This is a genomic window from Oleomonas cavernae (genome assembly GCF_003590945.1).
GTDB classification, from domain to species: Bacteria; Pseudomonadota; Alphaproteobacteria; order Zavarziniales; family Zavarziniaceae; genus Zavarzinia; species Zavarzinia cavernae.
In genome coordinates, this window is sequence record NZ_QYUK01000011.1 from 4,271,546 (window position 1) to 4,298,404 (window position 26,859).

Consider the following 26,859-nt stretch of genomic DNA (forward strand, 5'->3'; position numbering starts at 1 on the left):
CACCGCGCCCCCGCCAGGCTCAGCGCAGGAAGACGTGGTTGCCGATCTGGGCGGTGCGGGTCAGCTTGCGGGCCCATTTGGGCGTGCGCTTGCCGTATTGCAGGATCGAGTAAAAGGAATGGGCACCGTCGGTGGGATCGCCGATGGTCCCGGAGAGGACAGCATCGGCGATGACGGCGGCATTCTGCCAGCGCTGGGTGGTGCCGATCACGCCGGGAATGCTCTTGCGCGGCACCTTGCGGGTCCAGCCGAACTGGCCCTTCTCGTAGATCACGTCGCAGATCGTGGTATCGGGCGGGCGGTTGTCCAGCCGGTTGAGCACGACATGGCCCACCGCCGCCAGGCCCTTGGCCCCTTCGCCGCCCGCCTCGTAGTACAGGGTGACGATCAGGCAGTCGCGATCGGTCACGGTGACGTTGCGGGCCTGGGGCGCGGGCGGCAGGGGATCATGCACCGGCGGCGGCGCGGCGATGCCCGGCACCGGGGCGGCGGCGTGGGAGGCCTGCTGCACCGGCAGGGCGCAGGCCGCAAGCGTGCCGGCAGCCAGCATGACGCCGGCAATGGACGAAAATCTCATGCCCCACTCCCCTTCCCCGGCGCGATTCCTGCCAGGGAAGGGGAGTGAGGTCAATGCGTTACAGTTTCGAGACGTCGCGGACCGCACCCTTGGCGGCGCTGGTCGCCATGGCGGCATAGGCCTTCAGCGCGGTGGACACCTTGCGCGGCCGCGGCAGCGCCGGCTGCCAGGCCTGCCCGCCCTTGGCCTCCATCGCGGCGCGGCGATGTGACATGACCTCGTCGCTGACTGCCAGGTGGATGGTCCGCGCCGGGATGTCGATCTCGATCATGTCGCCCTCCTCGACCAGGCCGATGGCGCCGCCTTCTTCCGCTTCCGGCGAGACATGGCCGATGGAAAGGCCCGAGGTGCCGCCCGAGAAGCGGCCGTCGGTGATCAGGGCGCAGGCCTTGCCCAGGCCCTTGGATTTCAGGAACGAGGTGGGATAGAGCATTTCCTGCATGCCGGGGCCGCCGCGCGGCCCCTCGTAGCGGATCACCACCACGTCGCCCGCCACGATGCGGTCGCCCAGGATCGCTTCCACCGCCGCATCCTGGCTCTCGAAGATGCGTGCCGGGCCCTTGAAGGTGAGGATCGAGGCATCGACGCCGGCGGTCTTCACGATGCAGCCGTCCGCGGCGATATTGCCGTAGAGCACGGCCAAGCCGCCATCCTTGGAGAAGGCATGGGGCACGTCGCGGATCACGCCGGCCTCACGGTCCAGGTCCAGGTCGGCGAAGCGCTTGTCCTGGCTGAAGGCGACGGTGGTGGGGACGCCGCCGGGGGCGGCCTTGAAGAAGTGCAGGGTCTCGTCGCTGGGCTTGCGCTTCACGTCCCACTTGTCGATCGCCTTGCCCAGGGTCGAGGCATGGACGGTGGGCACGTCGCGGTGGATCAGGCCGCCGCGGTCGAGCTCGCCCAGGATGGCCACGATGCCGCCGGCGCGGTGGACGTCCTCGATGTGGACGTCGTTCTTGGCCGGCGCCACCTTGCAGATGTTGGGCACCTTGCGTGACAGCCGGTCGATATCGGCCATGGTGAAGTCCACCCCCGCCTCGAAGGCGGCCGCCAGGAGGTGCAGCACCGTGTTGGTCGAACCGCCCATGGCGATGTCCAGGGTCATGGCATTCTCGAAAGCCTTGAACGAGGCGATCGAGCGCGGCAGGACGCGCTCGTCCTCGCCCTCGTAGTAGGACCGGGCGAGGTCGACGATCAGGCGGCCGGCCCACAGGAACAGGTCGCGGCGGTCGGCATGGGTCGCCACGATGGTGCCGTTGCCTGGCAGCGACAGGCCCAGCGCTTCCGTCAGGCAGTTCATGGAATTGGCGGTGAACATGCCCGAGCAGGACCCGCAGGTCGGGCAGGCCGACCGTTCCATCTCCAGGCTTTCCTCGTCGGACACATTGGGATCGGCGCCGGCGACCATGGCATCCACAAGATCAACCGCCTGGATCTTGCCCTTCCAGTTCACCTTGCCCGCTTCCATCGGCCCGCCCGAGACGAAGATGGTGGGGATGTTCAGGCGCAGCGACGCCATCAGCATGCCCGGCGTGATCTTGTCGCAATTGGAGATGCAGATCAGCGCGTCGGCGCAATGGGCATTGGCCATGTATTCGACCGAATCCGCGATCAGGTCGCGCGACGGCAGGCTGTAGAGCATGCCGTCATGGCCCATGGCGATGCCGTCGTCGACCGCGATGGTGTGGAATTCCTTGGCCACGCCGCCGGCCTTCTCGACCTCGCGCGCCACCATCTGGCCCAGGTCCTTCAGGTGGACGTGGCCAGGCACGAATTGGGTGAAGGAATTGGCGATGGCGATGATCGGCTTGCCGAAATCGCCTTCCTTCATGCCGGTGGCGCGCCACAGGGCGCGGGCGCCGGCCATGTTGCGGCCGTGGGTGGAGGTCTTGGAGCGATAGTCGGGCATGGGTCTGACCTGGATCGTGTCTGGTCGGAATGCAACACTCGGGGCAGATACGCAAGCGCGATCGAGGAAGATGAGGTCCAAGCCCATATCAGGGCTCGACAGCGGGGCCGGAGAGGTCGCGTGATAGAGGGGCAGATGGAGGGAGGCTCTCCATGGAACCAGTGACGCGACGGGATCCGCGCGATCTCGACCTCGACAAGCGCATCGCACGGCTGACCGCCTGGGTGGTCGGCACCGACCAGGGTCGGCCCTGCAGCGTCGGCGACCTGATCGCCGCCGCCGGCGACAACCCCCGGACGGTGGCGCGCAGTATCCTGCGTAGCGACGGCGGCAAGGCGGAACTCACTAACATCCTGTTCAAGGCGCGGCTGGACGGCGAAGCCTGTCCCGACGCGGCCGCCCTGGCGGCCCGCATCGTCAACGGCGCGATCGACCCGCAGAGCATTGACGGCTTCGCCGCCGATCGCAGCGGCCTGGCCTTGATCCTGATCCCCAGTGCCATTGCCGGCCTGGGGCTCGCCGGGGGCTTGAGCCCCTATCTGGCGGTCCTGATCATCGGCGCCGGCTGGTATCTGGGTTGGCGTGTGCTGCGCCGGCACAACGAGCCCCACCACCACGACCCGGGCTGACCGGCAGGGCTTATAGCCGCTTGTCCATGAACACCAGGTCGAGCCAGCGGTCGAACTTGCGGCCGACCTGCTCGATCAGGCCGGACCGGCGAAAGCCCTGCTTTTCGTGCAGGGCGATCGAGGCCTCGTTGGCGGCGTCGATGCCCGCGACCATGACATGCTTGCCAGCCGCCCGGGCGCGCTCGATCAGGGCGGCGAGCAGCAGGCGGCCGGCGCCGGCCCCCCGGCAGGCCTTATGGACATAGACCGAATGCTCGACGGTGTAACGATAGCCGTCGAAGGGCCGCCAGTCGCCGTAGGAGGCATAGCCCAGAACGGCGCCGTCGCCATCCACCGCCACCAGGACCGGAAACCCCTGGGACTGGCGCAGGGCGAGCCAGGCGCGGCGATTTTCCAGGTCCACCAGCGTGTCGTTCCAGATCGCCGTCGTGTGGGCGACGGCATCGTTGTAGATCTCGAGGATGCCGGCCAGGTCGCCCTCGCCGGCATCGCGGATGGAAAGGCTCTTGTTCATCCGCCAGCGTCCTTTATGCTATACGCATGTCCACTATAGTGAACGATCTCGATGCCCGTCTAGGGGCGCGTATCCGCCTCGAACGCGAGACCCGGGGCTGGTCCCTGACCGAGCTGGCGCAGCGCTCGGGCGTCTCGCGGGCGATGATCAACAAGATCGAGCGGGGCGAGAGCAGCCCCACCGCGTCGCTGCTGGGCCGCCTGTCGGGGGCGCTGGAACTGACCATGTCGACCCTGCTGGCACGGATCGAATTACACCCCGGCCGGCTGCTGCGGGCCGGCGAGCAGCCGCGCTGGGTCGACCCGACGACCGGCTACGTCCGGCGCCATGTCTCGCCGGCCTCGGACCTGCCGCTCGATCTGGTGCAGGTCGAACTGCCCGCGGGCGCCAGCGTGCCCTATCCGGCGTCGTCCTATGCCTTCATCCGGCAATTGATCTGGGTGCTGGGCGGTGCGCTGGTCTTCGTCGAGGGCGAGGTCACCCACCGCCTGGGCGAGGGCGATTGTCTGGAACTGGGCCCGCCCACCGACTGCGTCTTCCACAACGAGGGCAAGGCGCCTTGCCGCTATGCGGTGCTGGTGCTGCGGGTGGCCTGAGACGCCGCAAGGTGTTGTCGTGCACCCTCGATTGAACCCGCCTGGTTCCGATGCTACCCTCTGCTGGGGGTTGGTTTGCGTTGCTTATCTCGTGATTGCGAAGGGGGCAACGCAATGACTCTGTCCACGATATCTCGTCTGGCCGTCAAAGCCCTTTTAGGGCTCCTGCTGGTGTTCAGCCTCAGCGGCGCCAGTTGCGATGAACTCACGGGTTCAAAGCCGGTGCCGCCGTTCCGCGCCATGCCGGGCTTTCCCGGTGTCTTCGGCCGTCTCGATGATGCCGGCGACGCTCACTTCGACAGTCGCGGGACGGCCTATGAGAAGGTCGACCCGGTGTCCAAGAGGCGCTACCAGGCCCAGCCGGTGCGCAGTGCCGCGGGCAATATTCTCGGCTTCGAATTCACCCGGCAGGGCGAGATCGACCGGCTCGCCGATCAGCTCGGGGGTGGTCGCCAGCGTGACGGCGGCGGTGGTGGCGGTGGCGGGGGTGGTGGCGGCGGCGATTGAGCCTAGCCGCCGTACTGCCGGTTGACCGCGCCCAGGATGGCCATGGCCGTCTCGACCACGGTTTCCACCGGTTGGGCATAGCCCGAGCGGACCCAGCCCAGCGCGATCTGCACGGTGGCCCCGATCAGGCCGTCGGCGAAGAGGTTCAGGTCGATGCCCTGGGCCCGTGCCCGCTCTGTCGCTTCCGGCCAGAATTGCAGCACGGTCAGCGACAGGTTGCGGATGGCATCCCAATAGAGCGCGTCGACCGCCGGGCTGACCCCTAGGATCTCGACCAGGAAGACCCGTGCCGCCTTGGGCGTCTCGCGCAGCAGGCGATAATAGGTGGTCAGCGCCGCCCGGGTGATCGCGCCCATGTCGCGCGGCGCGGCGGCGATGGCGGCCAGGACTTCGGCCTGCAGCCGGTCCATCACGGCCAGGTAGCCGGCCGCCAGCAGCGCCTCGGCATTCTCGAAGGATTCGTAGAAATAGCGCTCGGTCAGGCCGGCCTGGGCACAGACCTGCTTCACCGTCGCGGCGTGGAAGCCGACGTCGCCGTAAACCTCGATCGCCGCCTCGATGAGCTTTTGCCGGCGTTCGGCGCGGCGTTCCTCGTTGCTGGCGCCGCGATAGGTGCGGCCGGGCGGGACTTTGGCGATGGCGGCTGTCGAGTTCATTTTTTGATATTGACATTGATCGTTGTCAGATGCAATCTCGCAATTGACACGAGACGTTGTCAGATAGAAACCGCCCCCTGGAGGATGCCTCGATGAATGCCCCGCTGCGCCACCCCCTGGTCACCAAGCCTGATTTCGACGTGGCGATCATCGGCACGGGCTTCTCGGGCCTGGGCATGGCCATCCAGATGAAGAAGGCCGGGCTCGACGATTTCGTCGTGCTGGAAAAGGCCGAAACGGTGGGCGGCACCTGGCGCGACAACCACTATCCCGGTTGTGCCTGCGACGTGCAGAGCCACCTCTACTCCTTCTCGTTCGAGCAGAACCCCAACTGGTCGCGGATGTATTCGCCCCAGCCGGAAATCCGCGCCTATCTCGAGAAGTGCGCGACCAAATACGGCGTGCTGCCGCACATCCGCTTCGGTGTCCAGTTGACCGGTGCGGCCTTCGACGAGGCCGCCGGCCTGTGGCGCATCACCACCAGGACCGGCGAGGTGGTCACCGCCCGCGCCGTGATCTCCGGCATGGGCGGCCTGTCGATCCCGGCCTATCCCAATATCAAGGGCCGCGAGACTTTCCAGGGCGAGACCTTCCATTCACAGAACTGGAACCACAGCTACGACCTGGCGGGGAAGACCGTGGCCGTGATCGGCACGGGTGCCAGCGCCATCCAGTTCGTGCCCCAGATCGCGCCCAAGGTGGCGGAACTGAAGCTGTTCCAGCGCACCGCCCCCTGGGTGATGCCCAAGCCCGACCGGGCGATCGGCGGCTTCGAGCGCGCCTTGAACAACTACGTCCCCGGCTTCCAGCGCGCCTTCCGCGAGGCGATCTACTGGTTCCTGGAAATGCGCGTCCTGGGCTTTGCCTACAAGCCTAAGCTGATGGAGAAAGTGCAGCACATGGCGCTGCGCTACATCGGCAAGCAGATCAAGGACCCGGTGCTGCGCGCCAAGGTGACGCCCGACTACACCATCGGCTGCAAGCGCGTGCTGATCTCCAATGATTACTACCCGGCCCTGACCCGCGAGAACGTCGACGTCATCACCACGGGGATCCGCGAGATTACGCCCAGCGGCGTGATCACCGACGACGGGGTCGAGCACAAGGTCGACTGCATCATCTACGGCACGGGCTTCAAGGCGACCGACATGCTCTCGGGCCTGCCGATCACCGGCATGGGCGGCGAGGACCTGAACAGCCGCTGGAAGCAGACGGGCGCGCAGGCCTACCTGGGCACCGCCGTGACCGGCTTCCCCAACATGTACTTCCTGATGGGGCCGAACACCGGCCTGGGCCATTCGTCCATGGTTTACATGATCGAAAGCCAGATCGCCTATGTGGTCGATGCCCTGAAGCTGATGCGGCGTGAAGGCTACAACCACATCGACGTGAAGCCGCAGGTCCAGGCCGAGTATAACCAGCGCCTGGCGGGCAAGCTGGACGGCACGGTGTGGAACAACGGCGGCTGCGTCTCGTGGTACCGCGACGACCAGGGCCGCAACGTCACCCTGTGGCCGGACTTCACCTTCCGCTTCCGCCGCCAGACCGCCCGCGTGAACCCGACCGACTATGTCGCGACCCCGGTGACCGTGGTTGCCGCCAATCGCAACGAGACGACGGCCATCGCGGCCGAATAATCGTCATCAGCAAGCGCCGTCCCGGCCTCGAGCCGGGACCTCGCGACCAGAAGGCGCCTCTATCGGCACAAGGTCCCGGCTCAAGGCCGGGACGACGATGAAAGATGGCGGCACTTGAATTTCGCCCCCATAGGGGCAAGGTGAGGCGCGTATTTACGCGTGAGCCGCCTCTCTACATGACCGTCCTCGACCTTACCGCTGATGAAGGCCTCGACCGCTGGCGGGCCCTGGTGGCAGCCAAGCAGCGGCGCGAGCGCTGGAGCAGCCGCTACATCGTGGGCGGGGTCTGCGCCTTCTGGGCGGTTTTCATGCTCGGCCTGGTCAACACCGTCACGGCCAGCACCTTCCTGGGCTTTGTGCTGGGGGCGGGGGGCCTGGCCGCCGGTTTCCTGCCGGCGGTCGTGCTCACCGGCGGCCTGCTGCTGGCCCGGCGCTGGCTGTCGCGGCGCGCCGGCCTCGGTGTCCTGGGGGCTGCCCGGACCCCGGCGCGCGCCGCCTTCGAAGCCTATGCCGTCGCCATCGAGGTGGTGCTGGGCGATATCGACCGGCTGGCCTACAGCCCCGACGAACGGCGCCGGCTGGAGAACCTGTTCGACCGGCTGGCCGGTGTTCATGCCGCGCTGCTGGGCCTGGGCGCCGGGGTCGACCGCGAGCATGCCTATGAATTGACCGGGGCGGTGCAGGGCACCATGCGCGAAATCATCGAGCTTCGCCGCCGCGCCTTGGGGCGAACCGTGTCCGGCGCCCTGCCGCCGGGGGTGACCGCCACCGTGCTGTCGGGCGATGCCGCTCGCGTGCCGCGGCTGGTCGCGCCCGTGCTGACCAGGCTCGATGACCTGCTGGGCCGGGCCGGGCAGTCGGACAGCCCGGCGGTGGTCGCCGCGGCTAGGCGAGCCCAGGACAGTGCCGAACGGGCGCTCGCCGCCCTGCGCGCCGACATCGGCCTGACCCTGCGCACCCGGGATCTGCTGGGTGGCCTGGCCGACGAGCTCGATGCCGTGCTGGCGCGCGAGGCGGCGGGTGATCTGGCCGATCCCGGCAGCCTGCTGGAATTGGAAGAGCGCCTGCTGCGGGCGCGCAAGACGACGCAATCCCCGCCGGCCTGACCGGTCGCCGTCCCGCGCCACGCTCTTTGTGCATGGCAGGGGGTGTCCCCACGATAGTGGAAATGGATCGGTTTCTCCCCCATTTCGGGGGCGAAGAGACCGAGGAGTTGGTCATGTTGCTTTTCCGTACATCAGTTCTCATTGCCTCGGCGGTGCTCGGCCTCGGCCTTGCCACGACCGCCCAGGCGGGATCCTCCGGCCTGCCGGCGGTCGAGGAGATCGGCGCCCAGAGCGGCCTGAAGCTGGGTCCGCCCAGCTTCGACGACGGCGAGGACAAGGTGTCGCAGCGCCCGACCGCAAGCGCTGGCACCACCGCCGTGCCGGCCGAAACCAGCGCCTCTAAACAGGGCGATTCGGACGGTACGCGCAGCCGGTAAAGGCCGCCCCGGCGGGAACCGCCGGACGGGTCGGGCCATTTCTTGACCGGGTATCGCACGGCCGTGGTGCCGTGCGATGGGGTCCCCCGATCAGGAGTTGGTCCATGTCTAATCGTCTTTCCTTCGTCGTTGCTTGCACGGCGCTTATCGCCGGCCTGACCGGCCCTGCCCTGGCCAATCCCCCGGACGCCACGACCGGTGCGGGCGTCGGCGTGGCGGTGCCGGGTGTCTCGGTCCAGGGCGGCGCTGCCGCCGATGCGGGCCTGGGCCTTGGTGCCGCCGGCAAGACCAAGAGCGTGCTGGACACGGTCACCGACAGCGCCGGCACGGTTGTCGAGGGTGCTGCCGGTGCGGCGGGCGGCGTGGTGCCGCCGGTCGCCGCCGGCGGGAGCGCCAGCGCTTCGGCCCCGGGCGTCGCCGTCCAGGGCGGTGCTGCCGCCGACAGTTCGGCCGCCACGGGTGCCGTCGAAGGTGCCGCGGGCGCTGCCACCGATACCGCCGGCAAGGCGGTGACCGGCCTCGCCGGCGCGGCGGACAAGACCCTGGACGGCGCCGCCGGTGCCGTGGGCGGCGTGGTCCCGCCGGTGGGTGCCGGCGCGCAGGGTACCGTCACCATCAAGTAACCACTTGAGACCAGTGGAGAAGAGCCCCGCCGCCCACCCGGGCGGCGGGTTTTTTCATGGTCACGGCTGCTCTTGCCGACCGCGGCCGGTTTGTCTATGGTGCTCCAAAATGAATTGAATTCAAGTTGGAGGCGACGTGGCGGCGAGGGACAAGGCGGGGCTCCGCATCGGCGGCGCCTCGGGCTTCTGGGGCGACAGCCTGGCGGGGACCGGGCAACTGGTCGCGCTGGGCCAGCTCGATTTCCTGGTCTTCGACTGGCTGGCCGAGGTCACCTTGTCGCTGCTGGCGCGGGTGAAGGCCCGCAAGCCCGACGCAGGCTATGTTCCCGACTTCATCGAGGCGGTGGCGCCGCACCTGGCCGAAATCAAGCGCCAGGGCATCCGCGTCGTCTCCAACGGCGGCGGCATGAACCCGGCCGCCTGCGCCGCCGCGCTGGCGGCCAAGGCGGCGGAGCAGGGCCTGGCGTTCAAGATCGCGGTGGTCACCGGCGACGACCTGAAGCCGGCCGAGGCCGAGCTGCGCGCGGCGGGTGTCACCGAGATGTTCACCGGCGCCGCCCTGCCCGAGAAGCTGATCACCGCCAATGCCTATCTGGGCGCGCGGCCGATCGCCGCCGCCTTGGACCAGGGCGCCGAGATCGTCATCACCGGGCGCTGCGTCGACAGTGCCGTGACCCTGGGGCCGCTGGTCCATCATTTCGGCTGGAACTGGCAAGATTGGGACCGCTTGGCACAGGGCTCGCTGGCCGGGCACTTGATCGAATGCGGGGCGCAGGGCACCGGCGGCCTGTTCACCGACTGGCGCGAGGTGCCGGGCTGGGACGACATGGGTTTCCCCATCGTCGAGGTGGCGGGCGACGGCAGCTTCGTCCTGGCCAAGCCCGAGGGCACCGGCGGCCTGATCACGCCCCTGTCGGCGGGCGAACAACTGCTCTACGAGATCGGCGACCCGGCCGCCTATGTCCTGCCGGATGTAACCTGCGACTTCCGCAGCGTGCGCCTGGAACAGGCGGGCGAAAACCGGGTGCGGGTGTCGGGCGCGCGGGGCCGGCCGGCCAGCGGCACCCTGAAGGTCAGTGCCACGGTGGCCGACGGCTTCCGCATGATCGGGGCGATCACCATCGGCGGGCGCGAGGCGGCGGCCAAGGCGGCCCGCGTCGGCGAGGCGATCATCGCCCGGGCGCGGCGCCTGATCGCCGCCCGGAACCTGGCCGATTTCACCGAAACCTCGATCGAGGTGCTGGGCAGCGAGGCGACCTATGGCCCCCATGCCCATCCCGCCGCCGCCCGGACCCGCGAGATCGTGCTGAAAATCGGCGCCCGGGCGCCCGGTGCCGACAGCCTGGAACTGCTGGCCCGGGAAGTGGCGCCCGCGGCGACGGCGACCGCGCAGGGCCTGACCGGCCTCTATGCCGGCCGGCCGACGGTGCAGCCGGTGTTCCGCAATTTCTCCTTCCTGTGGCCGGCGATGCAGACCCCGGCCCAGGTTCACCTGGGCGAGGAGACCTTTGCCGTCGCCAGTCCGCCGCCGCCGGCCAAGACGCCTATCCCGGAAGTGTCCGCGGTTGCCGCCATCGCCTCGACGGGCCATGCCGTGCCCCTGATCGCGCTGGCGGTGGGGCGGTCGGGCGACAAGGGCAATATCGCCAATGTCGGCATCATCGCCCGGCTGCCGGGCTATCTGCCCTATATCCGCGCGGCGCTGACCCCCGAGGCGGTGGCGGCCTGGTATGCCCATACCGGGGTCACCCGGGTCGAGCGTTTCGACCTGCCGGGCTTCGACGCGCTGAATTTCCTGCTGCATGATTCGCTGGGCGGCGGCGGCGTTGCCTCGATCCGCATCGACCCGCAGGGCAAGGCCTTCGCCCAGATGCTGATGGACTTCCCCGTTGCCGTGCCGCCCGGCCTGGTGCCCGAGAGCGAAGGATTGTGACGACGATGGAACGCTTCGGTTACACGGACGACGAACTCCTGACCCTGCCGGTCAGCTATCGGGCCGATCTGCTCAAGGACAGGGTGGCGATCATCTCGGGCGCCGGCACGGGCATCGGCAAGTCGATCGCGGCGACCTTCGGCCGGCTGGGCGCGAAGCTGGTGCTGACCGGGCGCAAGCCTGAGAAGCTGGAGGCGACCGCCGCGCTGCTGGGCCGGGCGGGGATCGAAGCCCATGTCCACGCCGCGTCGATCCGCGACCCGGAAGCGGTGGCGGCGCTGCACCAGGCGGCATGGGACCGCTTCGGCGCGGTCGACATCCTGGTCAACAATGCCGGCGGACAGTTTCCCCAGGCCGCGATCGATTTCTCGCCCAAGGGCTTCAACGCCGTCATCGACACCAACCTGAACGGCACCTGGCACATGATGCAGGCGGCGGCCCGGCACTGGCGCGATGCCGGCCGGCCGGGTGCCATCGTCAACATCGTCGCCGTGGTCGGCCGCGGCATGCCGGGCGTCGCGCACACTTGCGCGGCACGCGCCGGCGTGGTGCATCTGTCCAAGACGGTGGCGGTGGAATGGGCGCCCCTGGGGATCCGCATCAACTGCATCGCCCCCGGGATCATCGCGACCGAGGGCATGAACGTCTATTCGGCGGAAGCCCGCGACAGCATGCCCGACACCAACCTGATGCGCCGCTTCGGCGGGGCCTTGGACGTCGCCGAGGCCGCCGCCTACCTGGCCGGCCCCTCGGGCAATTTCATCACCGGCGAAATGCTCCACGTCGACGGCGGCGCCCAGATCTGGGGCGACCAATGGACCATCCCCCGTCCCGACTGGTACACCACGCCCCAGCCTTCCCCGTTCCCGGGGCGATAATTCGATAATTGTCGAAATAGCGGGTTGACACCGCCGCGGGCGGGTTCGACAGTATTTCCATGAAAGTCGAACAAGTATCGAAGCAGCTCGAGGCCCTGGGCAACCCGACCCGGCTGACGGTCTACCGCACCCTGGTGCGGGCCGGACGCGAAGGCCTGCCGGTGGGGCGGCTGCAGGAGCGGATCGGCATCGCCGCCTCGACCCTGTCGCACCATCTGCACCGCCTGATCCTGACCGGCTTGGTGACCCAGGACCGGCAGGCGACGACCCTGATCTGCCGGGCCAACTATCAGGCCATGGACGCGCTGGTCGGCTTCCTGGTCGCCGAGTGCTGCGTCGAGGCGTCCTGTTCGCGTGACGAGGCCGCGGCCGTCGCCTGACGACGTTTTTTTCGGCTGATATTTCGAATAATCTGGAATGATCGAAGGAGATCGGCATGCCGGCGAATGAATCCCTTCCTGTTGCGATCGTCGGCGGCGGCCCGGTGGGCCTGGCCGCGGCGGCGCAGCTCGTCAGCCGCGGCATGGCCGTGAAGCTGTATGAGGCGGGCGCCGCGGTCGGCGCCCATGTCGCCGACTGGGGCCATGTCCGGCTGTTCACGCCCTGGCGCTATTGCATCGATCCGGCGGCCCGGGCCCTGCTGGAGGCCGCCGGCTGGAGCGCGCCGCCGGCCGATGCCATGCCCACGGGCGAGGCGCTGAACCGGGCCTATCTGGCGCCGCTGGCGCGCCTGCCGGCGCTGGCCGCGGCGGTCGAGACCGGCGCGCGCGTGACCGCCATTTCCCGCCAGGGCCTGGACAAGGTCACCAGCCGCGGGCGCGACGGGCGGCCCTTCGTGCTGCGTGTCGAAACCGCGGCCGGCCTGCGCCACGACCTGGCCCGGGCGGTGATCGACGCCTCGGGCACCTGGGCCACGCCCAATCCCCTGGGCGCCGACGGCCTGCCCGCGCAAGGCGAGGCCGCCTTCGCCGACAAGATCGCCTACGGCATTCCCGATGTGCGCGGCCGCGACCGCGAAACCTATGCCGGGCGCACCGTCCTGGTGGTGGGCGGGGGCCATTCGGCGGCCAATGTCCTGCTCGATCTCGTGGCCTTGGCCAAGCTGGAGCCCACGACCCGGATCATCTGGGCGACTCGGGGCCGCGACCTGACCCGGCTCTATGGCGGCGGGCAGGCGGACCAGTTGCCGGCCCGGGGCGAACTGGGCCTCGACGTGAAGAACCTGGTCGACAGCGGCAAGGTCACCCTGGTCGAGGGCTTCGCGGCCACCGCGGTGCGGGCGGACGGTGCGCGCCTGGTGGTGGAAGGCGCGGCGGGCATGGCCATCGGCCCGGTGGACCGGATCGTGGTGGCGACGGGCCACCGGCCGGACCTGTCCCTGGCCCGGGAACTGCGCCTCGACCTCGACCCCTGGCTGGAGAGTGCCAAGGCCCTGGGGCCGCTGATCGATCCCAATGTCCATTCCTGCGGCTCGGTGCCGCCCCACGGCCACCGCGAACTGTCGCATCCCGAGCCCGGCTTCTATACCGTGGGCGTCAAGAGCTATGGCCGGGCGCCGACCTTCCTGCTGCTGACCGGCTACGAGCAGGTCCGCTCGGTGGTGGCGGCGCTGGCCGGCGACCTGGCGGCGGCCGACGACGTGCAACTGGTCCTGCCGGAAACCGGGGTCTGCTCGATCCCGGTGGCGGCAACGGCGGCGGCTTGCGGAGAGCGCGCGGCTGCCTGTTGCGGCAGCGCGGCCTGAGGGGTGGTCGGTAGCGATGGGTGAACGCGGCTTCGGCGGGCTGATCGCCGGACTGGGCCTGACCATGATCATGGGCTACGGCGCGCTCTATTACGCCTTCACGGTCATGGCGCCGGCGCTGATGGCCGAATTCGGCTGGTCCAGTTCCTTCACCTACGGCTGCTTCTCGCTGGGCCTGCTGGCGGGCGGGCTGATGGCGCCGGTGGCCGGGCGGCAGTTCGACCGCTTCGGTGTCCGCCTGCCCATGACCATCGGTTCCGCGGCGGCGGCGCTGGCCCTGGCGGCCATGGCCCTGGTGCAGGGGCCGGTGAGCTATGGCGTGGCGCTGGTCCTGCTCCAGGCGGCCTCGACCTTTGTGCTCTACGACGCCGCCTTCACCGGCATCAGCCAGATCGCCGGGCCGCGGGCACGCCGGGTGATCACGGCGCTGACCCTGATCGCCGGCTTCGCCTCGACCCTGTTCTGGCCGTTGACCACCTATCTGGTCGACCACCTGGGCTGGCGCGAGACCTATCTCGTGTTTGCGGCGGCGATGTTCGTCACCTGCGTGCCCACGCACTACCTGTGCCTGGCCCCGGCCGATCGCCAGGGGCGCCGGGTAGCGCCACCGGTCGTGGGCGAGGTTGTCGCGCCCCAGGCGGCGGGATCGCTGTGGCGCCAGCCGGCCTTCGTCCTGCTGGCCACGTCGTTCTGCCTGGGCGGCTTCGTGCTGGCGGTCTTTCCGGTCTATGTCCTGACCATCCTGGGCGCGCTGGGGACGGCGCCGTCGACGGCGATCTGGGTCGCGGCCCTGATCGGCCCGGCGCAGGTCGGCGCCCGCTTCATCGAGATGGTCGGCGGCAAGGGCTGGGGCGCCACCACCGTCGGCCTGCTGGCCGCGTCGGCCCTGCCGGTGGCCCTGGCCGCGGTTCTGGGCAGCGGCCAGGGCACCGCTTTTGCCGTCGTCTTCGCCCTGTTCTACGGCGCTGGCCAGGGTTTGAAGAGCATCGCCTACGGGGTCGTGCCGCTGGCCCTGTTCGGGGCCGCCGGCTATGGCACGCTGCTGGGCCGGCTCTCGTCTCTGCGCCTGATCGTCTCCGCCGTGGCGCCCTTCGCCTTTGCCGCGCTGGTCGACGGCTTCGGCATGGATGCCGCCCTGGGCGTCGCCCTGGCCTTCGCCGTCGCCTCGCTGGCGGCCTATCTGGCCTTGCTGCGCCGGCTGGCCCCCCGGCCCGCGGCGGCCTGACACAAAGTCGACATATATGTCATGGACGGCGCCCGCCCGTCCGGCCAGCCGCCGTTACTTTTCCTAAAAACATAGCTATTACAGTGGCTTAAGTGATGTCATAAAACTGCAATAATAATGTCATATGTAAGTCTCGCCCGGTCGATATGGTGCCCCCGTTCGGACCAACCCGAGGAAACATCTATGGCCATCAAGAACCATTTCGCCCTGCTGGGCACTGTCGCCGTCCTGGCGACTGCTGCCTTCGCGGGCCAGGCTGCCGCGCGCGACCAGATCCGCATCGTCGGCTCGTCCACCGTGTTCCCCTTCACCACCGCGGTTGCCGAGTCCTTCGGCAAGGGCGGCAGCTTCAAGACCCCGATCGTCGAGTCGACCGGCACCGGCGGCGGTCTGAAGCTGTTCTGCTCGGGCGTCGGCGAAGACACCCCTGACATCACCGGCGCCTCGCGCCGCATCAAGGCCTCGGAAGTCGAGACCTGCACCAAGAACGGCGTCACCCAGATCGTCGAAGTGCGGGTTGGCTTCGACGGTATCGTCTTCGCCAACGCCAAGAGCGGCCCCAAGATCGAAATCGACAAGGCGATCATCTGGAAGGCCCTGGCCGCCCAGGTCGTGGTCGACGGCCAGCTCGTCGCCAACCCCTACAAGACCTGGGACGAGATCGATCCCAAGCTGCCCAAGGCCAAGATCGAGATCCTGGGCCCGCCGCCGACGTCCGGCACCCGCGACGCCTTCAACGAGCTGGTGCTCGAGAAGGGCTGCGAGGAAGCCAAGGCCACCGAGGTGATCATCGCTTCGGGCGTCGACAAGAAGGATGTCGGCAAGGCCTGCATGAAGGTGCGTGAAGACGGCGTCTATGTCGAAGCCGGCGAGAACGACAACCTGATCGTCCAGAAGCTGGTCGCCAACCCGGCCGCCTTCGGCATCTTCGGCTACAGCTTCCTCGAAGAGAATGCCGACAAGATCCAGGGCGCCACGATCGAAGGCGTGCAGCCGACCTACGAGGACATCTCCTCGGGCAAGTACAGCGTCTCGCGCACGCTGTTCATCTACGTCAAGAAGGCCCATGTCGGTACCGTGCCCGGCATCAAGGAATTCGTGGCTGAATACACCTCCGACAAGGCCATGGGCGAGAACGGCTATCTGGCCGACAAGGGCCTGATCGCCCTGCCCAAGGTCGAGGCCGACAAGGCCCGCGCCGCCGGCGTCGGCATGGTCCCGCTCGACCCGGCGACCGTGAAGTAAGCATCCGGTAAATCCGGCGGCCGCCTGCCTGGCGGCCGCCGGATCCTCTTTGGCCCGGCGTCCTCTCTTGGGGCTTACGAAAGACGCAGCCATGCCGAGTTACATCCTCATCGCCACGATCCTGCTGCTCAGCATCATCGGCTTCTACATGGGCCGGTCGACCGCGCTGGCGCGCAACGGCGGCAAGACCAAGGGGCTGCATTCGCTGCCCGGCTACTACGGCTACTACACCGCCTTGTGGTGCGCCCTGCCGGCCCTGCTGGTCGCGGGCCTGTGGCTGATCTTCGAGAATTCGATCATCGACGGCATGGTCGTGGCCGGCCTGCCGGCCGAGATCACGGCCGATCGCGTCGACCTGTTCATGACCGACGTGCGCAACTTCGTCGCCAACGGCTCGATCTCGGGCGAGGTGACGGACACCCTGCGCGCCGCCGCGGCGCGCTACGTCTCGCTGCACGACTATTCGGGGCTCGCGCTGGCTGTCGGCGCGCTGGCCGTCGGCATCATCGGCCTCTACTTCGCGCAGAGCCGCCTGACCCCGCAGTTGCGGGCGCGCCCGCGGGTCGAACGGGCGGTGATGATCGCCCTGATGGCCGCCTCGACCATCGCGGTGCTGACCACGGTCGGCATCATCCTGTCGCTGGTCTTCGAATCGGCGCAGTTCTTCGCCAAAGTCTCGATCACCGAATTCCTCTTCGGCATCCAGTGGAGCCCGCAGACGGCGCTGCGCGCCGACCAGGTCGGCTCGACCGGCGCCTTCGGCGCGATCCCGCTGTTCACCGGCACCTTGCTGATCACGCTGATCGCCATGGCGGTGGCCGCCCCGATCGGCCTGATGTCGGCGATCTACATGTCGGAATATGCCGACCGGCGGGTACGTTCGGTGCTGAAGCCGGTGCTGGAAATCCTGGCCGGCATCCCGACCGTGGTCTACGGCTTCTTCGCCGCCCTGACGGTCGCCCCCTTCGTGCGCCAGTTGGGCCAGGCGGCAGGCCTCGACGTGGCATCCGAATCGGCACTGGCTGCCGGTGTCGTCATGGGCGTGATGATCATTCCCTTCGTCTCGTCCCTGTCCGACGACGTGATGACCGCGGTGCCGCAGGCCATGCGCGACGGCTCCTACGGCCTGGGCGCCACCAAGTCCGAGACGATCAAGCGGGTGATCATTCCCGCCGCCCTGCCGGGCATCGTCGGCGCCCTGATGCTGGCGATCTCGCGCGCCATCGGCGAGACCATGATCGTGGTCATGGCCGCCGGCCTTTCCGCCAACCTGACCGCCAATCCCTTCGAGGCGGTGACCACGGTGACCGTGCAGATCGCGACCCTCCTGGTGGGCGACCAGGAGTTCGACAGCCCCAAGACCCTGGCGACCTTCGCCCTGGGCCTGGTCCTGTTCGTCGTCACCTTGTGCCTGAACATCGTCGCCCTGCGCATCGTGCGTAAGTACCGGGAGCAGTACGAATGACCGACGTCGCACAGAAATTCCGCTCCGAGCCGTTCTCGACCACGGACGAGGGCCGCGAGAAGTTCAACCGACTGCTCAAGCGCCGCTATGCCGCCGAGGCCCGCTTCAAGATGTGGGGCATCGCCGCGGTCTCGGTCGCGGTGGTGTTCCTGATCCTGCTGGTCGGCTCGATCATCTACCAGGGCTCGACCGCGTTCCTGACCACCAAGATCAACCTCGAGGTGGCGCTGGACCCGGCGGTGATCGATCCGCAGGGTTCCAAGGATCCGGCGGTGATCGGTGCCGCCGACTACAACGCGATCCTGCGTGCCGCGATGCAGAAGCGCTTCCCCGAGGTCGAGGGCCGCGGCCCGACGCGCCAGATGATGGGGCTGATCTCCTCGGGTGCGTCCTACGAACTGGCCGACATGGTCAAGGCCGATCCCGGCCTGATCGGCCAGACCATCAAGGTCGAGGTGCTGGCCGACGACCTGGTCGACCAGTTCCGCAAGGGCTTCATGGACCGCAACCTGCCGGAGGCCGAGCGCAAGCTGAACGACTTCCAGATCGGCATCTACGACAAGCTGGTGGCCGACGGCAGCCTGACGGCGGCGCTCAACACCGAACTGCTGACCGGCGGCGACAGCCGCGAGCCGGAAAGCGCCGGCCTGTGGGGCGCCGTGATGGGCTCGTTCTTCACCCTGGTGGTAACCATCGGCATCGCCTTCCCGCTGGGCGTGATGGCGGCGATCTACCTCGAGGAATTCGCGCCCAAGAACCGCTGGACCGACCTGATCGAGGTGAACATCAACAACCTGGCGGCGGTGCCTTCGATCGTCTTCGGCCTGCTGGGCCTCGCCGTGTTCCTGAACTTCTTCGGCATGCCCCGCTCGGCCCCGCTGGTGGGCGGCCTGGTGCTGGCCCTGCAGGCGCTGCCCATCATCATCATCGCCAGCCGCGCCGCGATCAAGGCGGTGCCGCCCTCGATCCGCGAGGCGGCCTACGGCATGGGCGCCTCGAAGATCCAGACGGTGATGCACCACACGCTGCCCTTGTCGATGCCCGGCATGCTGACCGGCGCCATCCTCGGCATGGCCCATGCCCTGGGCGAGACCGCGCCGCTGCTGATGATCGGCATGGTCGCCTTCATCGTCGACGTGCCCGGCGGCTTCGCCAGCCCGGCCACGGTGCTGCCGGTGCAGATCTACCTGTGGGCGGACAGCCCGGAGCGGGCCTTCGTCGAAAAAACCTCCGCCGCGATCATGGTTCTGCTGGTCTTCCTGACCTTCATGAACGCGATCGCGATCTATCTCCGCAAGAAATTCGAACGCAAGTGGTGAGCCCCATGACCGCCCCCATGAACACCCTTGATTTCACGACCCACACCGTCCCGCTCGAGGGTGTGGCCAAGATTTCGGCCAAGAGCGTCAACCTCTGGTACGGCGAAAAACAGGCGCTGTACAACATCAACCTGGAAGTCGCCAAGAACCAGGTGACGGCGCTGATCGGCCCGTCGGGCTGCGGCAAGTCGACCTTCCTGCGGACGCTGAACCGCATGAACGACACCATCCCGTCGTGCCGCGTCCAGGGCGACATCCGCCTGGACGGCGACGACATCTATGCCCCCGACCTCGACGTCGTGCACCTGCGCGCCCGGGTCGGCATGGTGTTCCAGAAACCCAACCCGTTCCCCAAGTCGATCTTCGACAATGTGGCCTATGGCCCGCGCCTGCACGGCCTGGCCGAGTCGAAGGATCACCTCGAGCACATCGTCAAGGCGAGCCTGGAGCGGGCCGGCCTGTGGAAGGAAGTCTCGGATCGCCTGCCCCAGCCCGGCACCGGCCTCTCCGGCGGCCAGCAGCAGCGCCTGTGCATCGCCCGCGCGATTGCGGTCAGCCCTGAAGTGATCCTGATGGACGAGCCGTGCTCGGCCCTCGACCCGATCGCCACCGCGAAGATCGAGGAACTGATCGACGAGCTGCGCGAGAACTTCACCATCGCCATCGTCACCCACTCGATGCAGCAGGCCGCGCGCGTTTCCCAGCGCACCGCCTTCTTCCATCTGGGCGTGCTGGTCGAAAACGGCCCGACCGAAGGGGTCTTCACGAATCCTGTGGACAAGCGTACCCAGGACTACGTTACCGGCCGTTTCGGCTGAACGCGGACACGAAGGAATCGACCCAATGGCCGACAATCATATCGTCTCGGCGTTCGACCAGGAGTTGAACGCCCTCAAGACCAAGGTGCTGCGCATGGGCGGCATCGCGGAAGCCAACATCGCCTCCGCCGTCCAGGCCGTGGTCCGGCGCGACCGGGCGCTGGCCGACCGCACCATCAATTCCGATGCCCGCATCGATGTCTTCGACGGCGAAATCTCGGACCTGGTCACCCGCCTGCTGGCCCTGCGCCAGCCGATGGCGGTCGACCTGCGTCACATCGTCGGCGCGCTGAAGATCGCGACCGACCTGGAGCGCATCGGCGACTATGCCAAGAACATCGCCAAGCGCGCCAATTCGATCGGTATCGCGGTGCCGGTCCAGACCATGCACGCGATTCCGCGCATGGGCGAGATGGTGCTGAGCATGGTCAAGGACGTGCTCGACGCCCTCTCGAACGAGGACGCCGACCGGGCGGTCGAGGTGCGCGACCGCGACCCGGCGCTGGACGAGCTCTACAACAGCGTGTTCCGCGAACTGCTGACCTACATGATGGAAGACCCGCGCACCATCACCGGCTGCACCCATCTGCTGTTCATCGCCAAGAACCTGGAGCGGATCGGCGACCACGCCACCAACATGGCCGAGACGGTCTATTTCATCGTGCGTGGTTCGCGGATGCAGTCTGACCGGCCCAAGGCCGACATCACCTCGCAGATCTCCGACCCGACGGTCGCCGCATGACGGCACTGACCCCTGTCATGAAGCCCTCGATCCTGATCGTCGAGGACGAGCCGGCCCTGGTCGATCTGCTGCGTTACAACCTCGAGGCCAACGGCTTCGACGTGCGCGCGGGCATGGACGGCGACGAGGCGCTGATGCTGGTCGACGAGCGCCTGCCCGACCTGATCGTGCTGGACTGGATGCTGCCCTCGGTCTCCGGCATCGAGGTCTGCCGCCAGTTGCGCCGCAAGCAGGGTACCCGCCAGGTGCCGATCATCCTGCTGACCGCCAGGGGCGAGGAAAGCGACCGGGTGCGTGGCCTGGAATCGGGTGCCGACGACTATGTGACCAAGCCGTTCTCGCCCAACGAGTTGCTGGCCCGTATCCGCGCGGTGCTGCGCCGCTCGCGCCCGGCCCTGTCGGAGGAAGGCCTCGCCTATGCCGACGTGGTGATGGACCTGTCGTCCCACCGGGTCATGCGCAACGGCGGCGAGATCCACCTGGGCCCCACCGAGTTCCGCCTGCTGCGCCATTTCCTGGAAAACCCGGGCCGGGTGTTCAGCCGCGAGCAGATCCTGGACGCGGTCTGGGGCCGGGATATCTATATCGAGCAGCGCACGGTCGACGTCCACATCCGCCGCCTGCGCAAGGCCCTGAACGCCAACGGTGGCAAGGACATGATCCGCACCGTGCGCTCCGCCGGCTATGCCATCGACACCCAGGGCGCCGGCGGCCGGCCCATCCGCCACTAGGCGTCAGGCCCGGCGCAAGGCCGGCTGGCTGGTGAAGTAGCGAATGCTCTGACGCAGGGCCTGCTCGATGTCGGGATGGGCAAGGCCGATTTCGATGGCGGCACGCTCGGCGGCACTGGTATCGAAGCGATAGGCGTTGATGAAGGCCAGGGCCTGCGCCGGCGTGCCGGTTTTCCGGTCGAGTCCGGCCTTGAGCAATGGCCGCAGGAGCCACAGCGGCACGTGATGCCGCGGCGCCTTTTTGCCCAGCTCCTCGGCAATGATCGAGATCACCCGGGCGAGGTCGGGCGTGCCCTGGTGCAGTACGGTGAAGTCCTGGCCGGCACTCCAGGGCAGCATCGGCGCCCGCGCCAGGAATGCCGCCAGATAGTCGACAGTGAGCAACGGCACCCAGTCGCCCACCTTGCCGGGAATGGCGGACATCGAGCCGTTGGAGATGCCCTGGATCAGGCCCTCGATGCCGAACATCTGGTGCGCTTCGCCGGTCTTGGCGTGGCCGATCACGCTGGATGGGTTGACGATCACCGCCGGCAGGCCCTGGCGGGCCGCCCGGCGCACCAGGATGTCCGCCTCGATCTTGGAGTTTTCATAGACCGCGCCGCGCTTGCGCAAGATGCGGAATGCCTTCTGCGCCGCGCCCTCGTCTTCAACCAGTTTATCCCGCTCGAACCCCAGGGAGCGCCAGAACGCCCCCGCGGTGACCAGATAGCCCGAGATGTGGACGAAACGCTCGAACCCCTCGATCGAGCGGGCGAGGGCAAGCAGGTCCACCGTCGCCTCGACATTGACCCGGTGCATGCGCACGCGGTCGTCGCTCCAATCCATCAAGGCACCCAGATGGTAGATGTGGCGCGCCTGGGCGAGACGGCTCCTGTCCCGTTGGGCGAGGCCCAGGCCCGGCAGCGCCAGATCGCCCTCGATGAGCTCGAGCTGCGCGGCGATACCGCCATGAGACACGACCCAGGCCTTGAACTCGGCCTCGCGCGCCTTGGCGTTGCGCACCAGGCCCAGCACCTTGTGACCGTCGGCGGTCAGCCGGGCGGCGGTCCAGCGGCCGATCAACCCGGTGATGCCGGTCATCAGGATGGTCTTTGTCATCTGGCGTTCCTCGTGTGGAAGAGTGGTGCGATCTCGGCGACGACATCGTCGAGCGGTGCGCGCGAACGGCCTGTCCGGGCCAGAATGAGGGCGCCCTCGATCGCCGACAGGGCGAAGGTCGCCAGGCGTGGCGCCCGTTCCGCGGCGATGCCGGCGGCGACCAGGTGGCGGGCGATGCGCGCCAGCCAGTCCTGGTAGCTTTGCGCGCAGGCGAGGCCCAGCGCCGGCGTATCCTCGCCGGTCTCGAGCGCGATCGTGGTCACCGGGCAGCCGCGGGCGTAGTTCGAGGCTGCCAGTTCCCGGGCAAAGCCATCGACGATCAACTTCAGCGCCTCGAGCGGGGAGGAGGCCGCGGCAAAGGCCATGTCGATACCCTGGCCGATGACATCCTGGGCCAGTACCACTGCCGCCGTCGCGATCGCCTCCTTGCCGTCGGGAAAATGGAAGTAGAGCGAGCCGCGCGGAAAACCGCTTTCCTGGATCAGTTGATTCAGCCCGGTGCCGCGATAGCCCTGCGCGTGGAAGGTCGCCAGCGCTGAAGCGACCAGGCGGTCGCGGGTCTTTTCCCCCTTGGGCAATTTCGATGGTCCGGCCATGGGTGTTCCTTGTTGCAGAAAATATGTAGACCGATCTTCATATTTTTTGCAACGGAGAAATTTTCCCGCACCCCTCAACCCGCGAACGCGGTTAACCGCCGTCGCGCAGGGCCGGGCTGGTGATGCTTTGTTACACTATGAGCGGGGACTGACTACTCCGCCTCGCTCTGCTCGCGGCGATAGCGGTGGATATAGCGCTCGGTCAGGGTATCGCAGGGCACCATGATGAAGCAGTCGACGGTCTGGAATTCCGGGTCGATCACGGCACCGTCGCCGATATAGCCGCCCAGGCTGAGATAGCCCTTGATCAGCGGCGGCAGGGTGCGCTTGGCCTCGCGCGGGTTGAGCTGCTCCTTGGGGATCCGGTCCATGGTGACGAAGCGGCTGGGCAGGGCGCGGACGCGGCGCTCGGGCGGCGCCAGGTGATAGTGGTGGAGATAGCCGAGCGGCACGGCCAGGGCGTCGGGATCGACGCCGTGGAAGCTGCCGCAGCCGAACATCAGGCTGATCTTGTGCTCGACGATATAGCCGGCGATGGCGCGCCACAGGAATTGGATGACTGCGTTGGTGCGGTATTCGGGCGCCACGCAGGAGCGGCCCAGTTCCAGGAAATTGTCGTCCGGCCGGCGTCCGCGGTCCAGCATGGCGATGTCGAATTCGCTGGCCGAATAGAAGCCGCCGTGGGCCTTGGCGACGCACTCCCGCAACAGCCGGTAGGTGCCGACCACCACCGGCGGCTGGCTGCCGTCGCCGTGATCGAACACCAGCAGATGGTCGCAAAACGGGTCGAAGTGATCGAAATCGCGCTTGGCCGCCGCCAGTTCCGGCGTCGGCTGGGCGCCCATTTCGTCGTAGAAGACACGGTAGCGCAGCGCCTGCGAGGCGAGCAGTTCCGCCTCGGTGCGCGCCAGGCGGGCCTCGAGCTTGTCGGTATCGGCCGGCCGGCGGGCGGGTACCGCCTCGCCCGCGCCCTCGTCAACCTTCAGTGTGTTCAACGCCACGTTCACCTGCTTGTCTGCGCCGTTGCGCCTGCCCGCCGATCGACACAGGCCACCGGTCTGCCCCCCGGCGCCGCGTCATTCCAAAAGCGGCATCCCCTCCCGCACGGTGGTGCCTCCCCAGCCGGGTCCGACCCACCTGATAAGGGATCAGCATACCGCCCTCGGGCCTCGCCGGTCAAACGGACCGACCGTCCCGCGACTGCCGCCTGACGACGACGAAGCACAGCACGATGGCGAAGAGCCCAATCACCACTGAATAGAGGAAGAATGTGACATATCCAGCACCCAGCGCCGCAGGACTTGTCCCCGCCTTGGCCGCACCGGCGGCGAAGGCCTGGGGCGGCAGGTCGGACAGCCAGGGCATGACGGCCGAAAACAGCCCGCCGTCCTCAGCACCCCGGGCGGCGCCCTCGACGATGCGGCCCGACTGCGAGGCGATCAGCTTGCCGGGCAGGGCGTAGAGCGAGGAGAACAGGGCATATTGCGTGGCGGTGAAGCCGGCCGAGGTGAGCCCCGACATATAGGCGATCAGGCAGGTGCCGGCGAAGCCCGAGGCCAGGTTGTCGATGCCGATGGCGACGATCAGCGACGGCACATCGGGCCCCTGGAGCGCCAGCCAGGCAAAGACCAGGTTGCTGGCCGGGCCGGCGAAGGCGCCGACCAGCAGGGACCGGAGAATGCCGAACCGGGCCACGGCATAGCCGCCGGCAAAGACCCCTACCATGGTCATGACCAGGCCGAAGCCCTTGCGCACCTCGGCCACCTCGATCTTGGTGAAGCCTAAGTCGAGGTAGAAGGGATTCATGATGTTCAGCACGAAGTCCGACAGGCGGTAGACGCAGATCAGGGCCAGGATCGGCCCGGCCAGGCGGCCATAGCGGCGGAAGAACACCGCCAGCGGCGTGCCGAAGGCCTCGGCCAGGGTCCGGCCCGGCGGTGTTTCGATGCCGGGAATGGGGCAGCAGGCCACCACGATCAGGCCCAGCCCGACGATGACGGCGCCGAATTGCAGGAAGACGGCCTGCGGCGGCACGGTCCACAGCGGGGCCAGGCCGAAGCCGTCGGGCGAGCCGACGGCGCTCGACAGCAGGGTCAAGGTGAAGGGATCGCCACTCAGGCCGGCACCGACGATCAAGGCGCCGATGAGCAGGATCGCCGCCCGGACCAGCCATTCGGCCGCGATCGCCGGCGTCAGGCCGGGGCGGCCGGCGCGCGGGGCGGGACGCGGCGCGCGGGATGCCTCGCGCGGGGCGGTCAGCACGCCGATCATGCCCACGATCATCAGGCAGGCCATGGCGGCATAGGAGAAATTCCAGGTGAAGGCCTCGGCCAGGGCCAGGGCCGCGCCGCCGGCGACCAGCCCGGCAATGCGATAGCCCCATTGATAGGCTGCGGCCATGGCACCCTGCTTGGCCCCTTCCACCGCCTCGATGCGCCAGGCATCGATGACGATGTCCTGGGTCGCCCCGGAAAAGCCGACGAACACGGCGAAGGCGGCGACCAGGCCCAGGTTGTCGGCCGGATTCTGCCCGGCGATCAGGATCAAGCCGGCCATCACCGCGACCTGAGCCGCCAGCATCCACGAGCGGCGATGGCCCAGCCGGCGCGACAGCAGCGGAATGTCGTAGCGATCGACCAGCGGTGCCCACAGGAACTTGGCCGAATAGGCCAGGGTCGCCAGGCTGAAGAAGCCGATCACCGCGAGCGAGACGCCGTCGTCGCGCAGCCAGCCCGACAGGGTGTCGAACACCAGCAGGTTGGGCAGCCCGGCGGAAAAGCCGAGCGCCAGCATGACCAGCACCCGCCGCTCGCCATAGACGGCCAGCGCACGCCACCAGGAGGGAGAGGGTTTCACCGACGAATCACTCATGCACTATCCTCGCCCGGCCAGCCAGCTCTTGCGAGGGAGTCGTTCTTTGCCGCTATTACGACAGCATCACTTTCACCCCATGCGCTTGTCGCGTCGATTGCCGTCGCTTCACGGACATCAGGAGCCGCTACCCAAAACCTTGTCGATCAGTTCCTGTGTGCGGGGCCCGACATCACTCCGAAGCCCATTGAAGGAGAGGGCCAGGGCCGCACGATCAGCCTCCTTGAGGTCTGGATAAGCACCGTGGATGACCAGAATGAGATTGTACTTACCATTTTCGGAGGCCGTTCTTATCAGTTCCAGCGCGATCTTCACGGCTCTCGGATCCCCCAGATCGTACAGAAACTCGGAGGCAAAGACCCTAACCGTTCTATCTTCATCCCCGGCCATCTGGCAGAGAACCTCCAACGACTGGTCGTCGATCAACTTCGCAATTTCTCGCCGCTCGGACTTGTGCTCCCTCATATATTCCGTCAGAGCAACAGCAACACCCAGCCTGACGCGATATGAGTCCTTCCGCTCTTTCAAGCGCTCAAGCATCGGTGGGATTGCCTTCATTCCCTCCTGGTAGAGAAGCGATCGGGCCTCCCGACGGACCGTGGTCGAATCCGACTCCAGATCATCAAGGATGTCAGCGAAGTTGATAGCGGGGTCGGCTATTGCCGTCGATATCAGGGAAAAATCACCTTGCCAAACGAACGGAGAGAGCGGACGAGAACCGCCCTGGCACGGCCCGACATCGGCAATTTTGCGCACGCCTTCACCAATAAGGGCGCCGGCTCGCCGATCAAATCGCCATTGCAGTATTTTTCCCGAGCCGAGGTAGGGCTCGACTTCCGCCTTGGACACGCATTCGAACGGGTACTCCTGCGGATCTTCCGTATCGCTGCCCGGAAAACTAATTATCACCGACAATCTCTGCGAATTTATGCCTCTACTAATTACTATGAATTCGTAGGATCGACCGCGATCAGCTCCATAATAACTCTTGTCGCCTGCATATAGCTCCACTCTGGATCCTTGAATATCCCCATCTATACGTATTATTACCATATCATCGCGCATC

General features: G+C 67.6%; 27 protein-coding genes. 18 read left to right on the forward strand and 9 right to left on the reverse strand.

Going from position 1 to position 26,859, the window contains the following annotated elements; all coding sequences use genetic code 11:
• Nucleotides 1-19: 19 nt before the first annotated feature.
• Nucleotides 20-577 (reverse strand): cell wall hydrolase, encoded by a 558-nt coding sequence (locus tag D3874_RS24555; RefSeq protein WP_147385849.1) that lies wholly within the window; start codon nt 575-577, stop codon nt 20-22.
• 58 nt (nt 578-635) lie between these two features.
• Entirely contained in the window at nt 636-2,483 is a 1,848-nt protein-coding gene (ilvD, locus tag D3874_RS24560; protein WP_119781937.1) for a dihydroxy-acid dehydratase, read from the reverse strand.
• Between the two features lie 152 nt (nt 2,484-2,635).
• Between ilvD and D3874_RS24565 the strand changes: the two genes are divergently transcribed.
• Nucleotides 2,636-3,112, forward strand: a complete 477-nt coding sequence (locus tag D3874_RS24565) for a hypothetical protein (RefSeq protein ID WP_119781939.1) — start codon at nt 2,636-2,638, stop codon at nt 3,110-3,112.
• A gap of 10 nt (nt 3,113-3,122) precedes the next feature.
• Here D3874_RS24565 and D3874_RS24570 read toward each other — a convergent pair whose 3' ends face one another.
• Complete coding sequence (locus D3874_RS24570) at nt 3,123-3,626, reverse strand: GNAT family N-acetyltransferase (protein ID WP_119781941.1); 504 nt, start codon at nt 3,624-3,626, stop codon at nt 3,123-3,125.
• Nucleotides 3,627-3,652: 26 nt separating this feature from the next.
• Between D3874_RS24570 and D3874_RS24575 the strand changes: the two genes are divergently transcribed.
• Both D3874_RS24575 and D3874_RS24580 read left to right on the forward strand, forming a co-directional pair.
• Nucleotides 3,653-4,222: a helix-turn-helix domain-containing protein gene (locus tag D3874_RS24575; protein ID WP_119781943.1), complete on the forward strand. Its 570-nt coding sequence runs from the start codon at nt 3,653-3,655 to the stop codon at nt 4,220-4,222.
• Nucleotides 4,223-4,336: 114 nt separating this feature from the next.
• Nucleotides 4,337-4,729, forward strand: a complete 393-nt coding sequence (locus tag D3874_RS24580; RefSeq protein ID WP_147385850.1) for a hypothetical protein — start codon at nt 4,337-4,339, stop codon at nt 4,727-4,729.
• A 2-nt stretch (nt 4,730-4,731) separates the two neighbouring features.
• Here D3874_RS24580 and D3874_RS24585 read toward each other — a convergent pair whose 3' ends face one another.
• Nucleotides 4,732-5,385 (reverse strand): TetR/AcrR family transcriptional regulator, encoded by a 654-nt coding sequence (locus D3874_RS24585; RefSeq protein WP_119781946.1) that lies wholly within the window; start codon nt 5,383-5,385, stop codon nt 4,732-4,734.
• A gap of 92 nt (nt 5,386-5,477) precedes the next feature.
• On the opposite strand from D3874_RS24585, the gene D3874_RS24590 reads away from it, so the two are divergent.
• The 15 genes from D3874_RS24590 to phoB all read left to right on the forward strand — a co-directional run bounded on the left by D3874_RS24590 (nt 5,478) and on the right by phoB (nt 21,228).
• Nucleotides 5,478-7,022 carry a flavin-containing monooxygenase gene (locus D3874_RS24590; RefSeq protein WP_119781948.1) on the forward strand — a complete coding sequence of 515 codons (1,545 nt, stop codon included), beginning with the start codon at nt 5,478-5,480 and terminating at the stop codon, nt 7,020-7,022.
• Between the two features lie 176 nt (nt 7,023-7,198).
• The gene (locus D3874_RS24595) at nt 7,199-8,128 is read left to right on the forward strand and encodes a hypothetical protein (RefSeq protein WP_119781951.1); all 930 of its coding nucleotides are present in this window, start codon (nt 7,199-7,201) and stop codon (nt 8,126-8,128) included.
• A 62-nt stretch (nt 8,129-8,190) separates the two neighbouring features.
• On the forward strand, nt 8,191-8,505 hold the full coding sequence (locus tag D3874_RS24600; protein WP_119781953.1) for a hypothetical protein: 315 nt from the start codon (nt 8,191-8,193) through the stop codon (nt 8,503-8,505).
• A gap of 104 nt (nt 8,506-8,609) precedes the next feature.
• Nucleotides 8,610-9,128 carry a hypothetical protein gene (locus D3874_RS24605; RefSeq protein WP_119781955.1) on the forward strand — a complete coding sequence of 173 codons (519 nt, stop codon included), beginning with the start codon at nt 8,610-8,612 and terminating at the stop codon, nt 9,126-9,128.
• A gap of 136 nt (nt 9,129-9,264) precedes the next feature.
• Nucleotides 9,265-11,061, forward strand: coding sequence for an acyclic terpene utilization AtuA family protein (locus D3874_RS24610; protein ID WP_119781956.1), 1,797 nt, complete (start codon nt 9,265-9,267; stop codon nt 11,059-11,061).
• A gap of 5 nt (nt 11,062-11,066) precedes the next feature.
• Nucleotides 11,067-11,939 carry an SDR family oxidoreductase gene (locus tag D3874_RS24615; RefSeq protein ID WP_119781958.1) on the forward strand — a complete coding sequence of 291 codons (873 nt, stop codon included), beginning with the start codon at nt 11,067-11,069 and terminating at the stop codon, nt 11,937-11,939.
• A gap of 59 nt (nt 11,940-11,998) precedes the next feature.
• Entirely contained in the window at nt 11,999-12,319 is a 321-nt protein-coding gene (locus D3874_RS24620) for an ArsR/SmtB family transcription factor (RefSeq protein WP_119781960.1), read from the forward strand.
• A 56-nt stretch (nt 12,320-12,375) separates the two neighbouring features.
• Nucleotides 12,376-13,683 (forward strand): NAD(P)-binding protein, encoded by a 1,308-nt coding sequence (locus tag D3874_RS24625; protein WP_119781962.1) that lies wholly within the window; start codon nt 12,376-12,378, stop codon nt 13,681-13,683.
• 16 nt (nt 13,684-13,699) lie between these two features.
• On the forward strand, nt 13,700-14,908 hold the full coding sequence (locus D3874_RS24630; RefSeq protein WP_119781964.1) for an MFS transporter: 1,209 nt from the start codon (nt 13,700-13,702) through the stop codon (nt 14,906-14,908).
• Between the two features lie 183 nt (nt 14,909-15,091).
• Nucleotides 15,092-16,153, forward strand: coding sequence for a substrate-binding domain-containing protein (locus D3874_RS24635; RefSeq protein WP_119781966.1), 1,062 nt, complete (start codon nt 15,092-15,094; stop codon nt 16,151-16,153).
• 91 nt (nt 16,154-16,244) lie between these two features.
• Nucleotides 16,245-17,618, forward strand: a complete 1,374-nt coding sequence (pstC, locus tag D3874_RS24640) for a phosphate ABC transporter permease subunit PstC (protein ID WP_119781968.1) — start codon at nt 16,245-16,247, stop codon at nt 17,616-17,618.
• Entirely contained in the window at nt 17,615-18,937 is a 1,323-nt protein-coding gene (pstA, locus tag D3874_RS24645; RefSeq protein ID WP_119781970.1) for a phosphate ABC transporter permease PstA, read from the forward strand. The genes pstC and pstA overlap by 4 nt, the downstream gene beginning before the upstream one ends.
• Nucleotides 18,938-18,954: 17 nt before the next feature.
• Nucleotides 18,955-19,755, forward strand: coding sequence for a phosphate ABC transporter ATP-binding protein PstB (pstB, locus tag D3874_RS24650; protein WP_233560311.1), 801 nt, complete (start codon nt 18,955-18,957; stop codon nt 19,753-19,755).
• Between the two features lie 25 nt (nt 19,756-19,780).
• Nucleotides 19,781-20,497 (forward strand): phosphate signaling complex protein PhoU, encoded by a 717-nt coding sequence (gene phoU, locus D3874_RS24655; RefSeq protein ID WP_119781974.1) that lies wholly within the window; start codon nt 19,781-19,783, stop codon nt 20,495-20,497.
• Nucleotides 20,494-21,228 carry a phosphate regulon transcriptional regulator PhoB gene (gene phoB / locus D3874_RS24660; protein ID WP_456306434.1) on the forward strand — a complete coding sequence of 245 codons (735 nt, stop codon included), beginning with the start codon at nt 20,494-20,496 and terminating at the stop codon, nt 21,226-21,228. Before phoU ends, phoB begins: the two co-directional genes overlap by 4 nt.
• 3 nt (nt 21,229-21,231) lie before the next feature.
• On the opposite strand, the gene D3874_RS24665 is transcribed toward phoB, so the two are convergent.
• From D3874_RS24665 to D3874_RS24685, 5 genes are all read right to left on the reverse strand, one after another.
• Nucleotides 21,232-22,326, reverse strand: a complete 1,095-nt coding sequence (locus D3874_RS24665; protein WP_119781976.1) for an SDR family oxidoreductase — start codon at nt 22,324-22,326, stop codon at nt 21,232-21,234.
• Nucleotides 22,323-22,922 (reverse strand): TetR/AcrR family transcriptional regulator, encoded by a 600-nt coding sequence (locus D3874_RS24670; RefSeq protein ID WP_119781978.1) that lies wholly within the window; start codon nt 22,920-22,922, stop codon nt 22,323-22,325. Before D3874_RS24670 ends, D3874_RS24665 begins: the two co-directional genes overlap by 4 nt.
• 152 nt (nt 22,923-23,074) lie before the next feature.
• Complete coding sequence (locus tag D3874_RS24675) at nt 23,075-23,923, reverse strand: GNAT family N-acetyltransferase (protein WP_233560147.1); 849 nt, start codon at nt 23,921-23,923, stop codon at nt 23,075-23,077.
• A 175-nt stretch (nt 23,924-24,098) separates the two neighbouring features.
• A complete protein-coding gene (locus D3874_RS24680) occupies nt 24,099-25,793 on the reverse strand; it encodes an AmpG family muropeptide MFS transporter (protein ID WP_119781980.1) in 1,695 nt (564 codons plus the stop codon).
• A 117-nt stretch (nt 25,794-25,910) separates the two neighbouring features.
• Nucleotides 25,911-26,858, reverse strand: a complete 948-nt coding sequence (locus D3874_RS24685) for a HEAT repeat domain-containing protein (protein WP_147385851.1) — start codon at nt 26,856-26,858, stop codon at nt 25,911-25,913.
• Nucleotide 26,859: the final 1 nt, after the last annotated feature.